This is a genomic window from Virgibacillus siamensis (assembly GCF_039522605.1).
In the GTDB taxonomy this organism is placed as follows: domain Bacteria; phylum Bacillota; class Bacilli; order Bacillales; family Amphibacillaceae; genus Lentibacillus; species Lentibacillus siamensis.
The window spans coordinates 1-2,906 of the sequence record NZ_BAAADS010000029.1 but is presented as its reverse complement, the minus strand read 5'-3'; the positions used below and the strand labels follow the sequence as shown (position 1 = coordinate 2,906).

Annotated in this window: 4 protein-coding genes; all 4 read right to left on the bottom strand. The window is 43.6% G+C overall.

The genetic code is table 11. From position 1 onward, the window contains the following. Positions 1 to 63: 63 nt before the first annotated feature. The gene (locus ABD010_RS18200) at positions 64 to 285 is read right to left on the bottom strand and encodes a DUF5348 domain-containing protein (RefSeq protein WP_343816479.1); all 222 of its coding nucleotides are present in this window, start codon (positions 283 to 285) and stop codon (positions 64 to 66) included. Next, a complete protein-coding gene (locus ABD010_RS18195) occupies positions 282 to 1,082 on the bottom strand; it encodes an ExeA family protein (RefSeq protein ID WP_343816476.1) in 801 nt (266 codons plus the stop codon). The genes ABD010_RS18200 and ABD010_RS18195 overlap by 4 nt, the downstream gene beginning before the upstream one ends. Continuing rightward, positions 1,075 to 2,427: a DDE-type integrase/transposase/recombinase gene (locus ABD010_RS18190; RefSeq protein WP_343816473.1), complete on the bottom strand. Its 1,353-nt coding sequence runs from the start codon at positions 2,425 to 2,427 to the stop codon at positions 1,075 to 1,077. The genes ABD010_RS18195 and ABD010_RS18190 overlap by 8 nt, the downstream gene beginning before the upstream one ends. A gap of 42 nt (positions 2,428 to 2,469) precedes the next feature. Beyond that, positions 2,470 to 2,906: DUF6431 domain-containing protein (locus ABD010_RS18185; RefSeq protein WP_343816469.1), on the bottom strand; the 437-nt coding region annotated here is incomplete at its 5' end.

Here is a 2,906-nt window from a genome sequence, read left to right as displayed (position 1 = left end):
CAATGATTGTAAAAATAAAGGGAAGAAGGATGATGTTTTCCTTTTTCCCGTGGTTTTACAAACTTAGATGTAAATATGGTATACGTTACATATTCGAAGATCGAATGGAACATTCCCCTCCATTATAATATACCAGTCTTTTCCCAATTCTAGCCTTGAAGGGATGTTACGTTGTCCAACAATGAGTTCAAATAACTCCCCGCAGAATAGTGTATATTGATAACCATTTATTTCAACCACCCAGGCGTCTCGATCATATTCATACGTCATTATCCCTTCTGTCATGATAGTTCACCTTCTATGACCAGCTTTACCATATGGTCATCGATAAGCTTTTGTTTATTTTGGGCACCGTAAATGAGACAATGCGTACAAATTTTGTTAACCAGTCTCGGTGTTCCATTCGAAAACTGGAAAATTTCATGTATGGCGGCATCTGTGAAAATATCGCTTTGGGCGTTAACTTCCATTAAATGTTTCCGTATATATTCACCCACTTGAGCACGATCATAGTGCGGAAGCTTACATTGCAGGTCAATTCGCTGCCGAATAGCCGCAAATGATTGGAGCCTAAGCCGATCCCAAAGTTCACTCTGTCCAACAAGGATCAACGCCATCGGACTTTCAGCATCCATTTTAAAATTAAGCAGGAAGCGAACTTCCTCCAACATTTCCCGATCCAGAAGATGTGCTTCATCTACAATAACCACTGGTAATAATCCATGAATACCACGCATCATTTCAATTTGATTGTGCAACTGACGTTTAGCGTCACCACGGTAAAACTTGGACTCGCATCCCAACTGTTCCAACAATCCCTTATAAAAATGTCGCGGTGTTAATTTTGAATCGGCTAGATATAAAACCTTAAAATGACCGGAATCCAGTTCACTCGTAAATCTTCTTAGTGTTGTCGTTTTCCCGGTCCCAGCATCACCTGTCACCACCACAAACAATTGGGATTCGGCTGCATATTCCAATCTCCCGATTGTTTCGTCCAGCATATCCGGATAGTATAATGCGGATGTCAGAATATCCCGCGTAAAAGGGGTACGCGTAAAGCCATAAAACTGATTAAACATGTGACGCACCCTCTTTCTTAACCCTGCGATAGGAGACCGCTGTCTTCTGAACGTCCGTACGGGAAGCATATTGTTCCGAAGCTGCGTCTAACAGTCTAGAGTGCTCCGCAGACTGTTTTCCAAGATAGTCCGGTATCGTTGGTCGTTTCCCAGCGCGTTCGCCAATCACCAATTCACGGGCTGTCCAAGGTGCGTGTCCTTCGTATTCAATCGTTACTTCCGTAATATCCGAAGGATCGTAAACCACATCGACCTTACAGCCGATAAACGATAATCCAACTTCGTATTTTTTTCCCATAAAACTAATACACCCTGATTTATCCACTTTACGTGCTTCACAGTGTAAGAATGCTTGCGCCAATTGTTCTGTACCAACAAACCGTAAGATATTGTCATCGCTACGAAAAGTTGCCTCTGGACTTTGATCTTTACCTAAAGCACTGTGTGGTTTATGCTGGTAGCATTCACTCAACCATACACGAAGGCGCTCATTTAATTGATCCAGCGTTGTAGGTTTCTCCAGTCCAACCTCATCTAAAAAATGACCGACTACTCGGTTGAACCTTTCCACCTTACCGGTCGACTCCGGTGAGTAGGGCTTAGCATATAATAACCGGATGCCTAACTTCGAACAGGTTCGCTTCATCCATTTCGTGCGATATTGTTTCCCGTTATCAAAATAAACAGATTCAGGAACACCGTATAACTGGATAGATTCACGGAAACCCTGTTCCACAATACGTTGATCCATCGTGGGATAAAACCCGGCGTGCAATACAAAACGCGTAGCGTCATCCAAGAACGCTACCAAATAAACTTGTTTTTTCTCGCCACCTGGGCCAATGGGAAGATACGGCCCATACTTAATGTCAGAATGCCATAATTGATTACGCGCTTTCCGTTGGAAACGCCGCGCAGCTACACCGGGATCATTATACATCCGCATATGCCGAGCACTATATCCTTTTTCAGCGAGCTTTTCCTGTAATGTACTTCGCTTCAATTGACCAGGTTCAGCAAGTTTTTCCCATTCCAAAATTTGAATAATCTGGGCAATACTGCGTGTCGGGACTTCTCGACGCAGTAAGATGGCCTGTTCCAATAAATGATGGGGAATGGCCTCCTTGGTTTGTGTGCCTTTTCCTTTTGGTTTTAACCCTTCGAACCCTGCTTGTCGATATTGAGCCAAATATCTTCGAATGGTTCGTTCAGACAATCCACTTACCTCACAAATTTGTCGTCTTATTTGTCTAGCTTTGGCAGCATCCAACCCATCCGCCAATAATGGGGACAATAATTGTACCCGTTCAGCAGCAATTTCCTGTGCTTTCTTTTGATCTCTCATGCCAAAAAGCCTCCTTTTTAAGCTATTTAACATGAGTCTATCTTAAGGCTGTTTGGACAGGAATGCAGAACGGGTCTGTACCCATAAATGAACATTTACAATGGGACGGACAACTTTCGCCAGCCATCCAACGAATGATTCTCCATTGCGTCCGATTCTTTGGAGCACGGTCCGTGGGGGATCGGACGTGCTCCCCACAGGTAGATCCAATTGAAAGCGCCTGATAATAGAATTGAAACAACCCACAGCATAAGGCCCCCAATTCCGAAACCATTCACGCCAGCGGCCCAATGTCGATTCATCAGCTGGCACATCTATCAAATGATCATCCAGAACCTGTTCGATGCTTTCTGTCCCATAACGTTTGTAGGGGACTAGAAGATCTGGTAGTTCATGATGAATTTTATGACAGCGTTCACAAAAGAGGCGACGTATAATAAGTTTCGCTTTGTTTCCGGAATGTCTATACCATACCCTTC